The 486-nt window shown below is 35.8% G+C and carries 1 pseudogene; it reads left to right on the plus strand.

The features are described from left to right. Positions 1–45: 45 nt before the first annotated feature. Positions 46–486, plus strand: a pseudogene (locus HMPREF0023_RS12020) (hypothetical protein); the annotation flags it as partial.

The raw sequence follows: 486 nt of genomic DNA on the forward strand, positions 1-486 counted from the left end.
CATTCCTCACTTACATATGAACCTTATGTTTCAGTGAGAACCTAAATGTCCCAGAATAATCCATATGATCTGCTTTATCATGAAGCAGAAGTATTGGCAGCAGTAGACCATTTCATTCAAGAAGTTTGCTTAGGTAGTTATGATCTATATCATCAAAACTTTATGATAGACCTACAAAAATTAGTTCAGTCATTTAAGCCAATCTATAACGCTAATTTTTTCTATTGCAATACAGTGCAGATATTCATTGAGGTGGTGAACATCGTTGATCACACACTCAGTCTAATGCCACAGGCAGACTACGATTGTATAGACTGTTTTGATGAGATGACGGTATGGCATATATTGACTTACATCCAGTCATTATCAGGCTGTGTAAAACAGCAACTGATCGATTTTCAACAACGTGAATTAAAGAATCAGCAAAGCCTATTCGACTATACATCCTCATTGATCAATCACTATGCAAGACTATTAGTTGTACGT

Source organism: Acinetobacter sp. ATCC 27244 (genome assembly GCF_000156555.1).
GTDB classification, from domain to species: domain Bacteria; phylum Pseudomonadota; class Gammaproteobacteria; order Pseudomonadales; family Moraxellaceae; genus Acinetobacter; species Acinetobacter haemolyticus.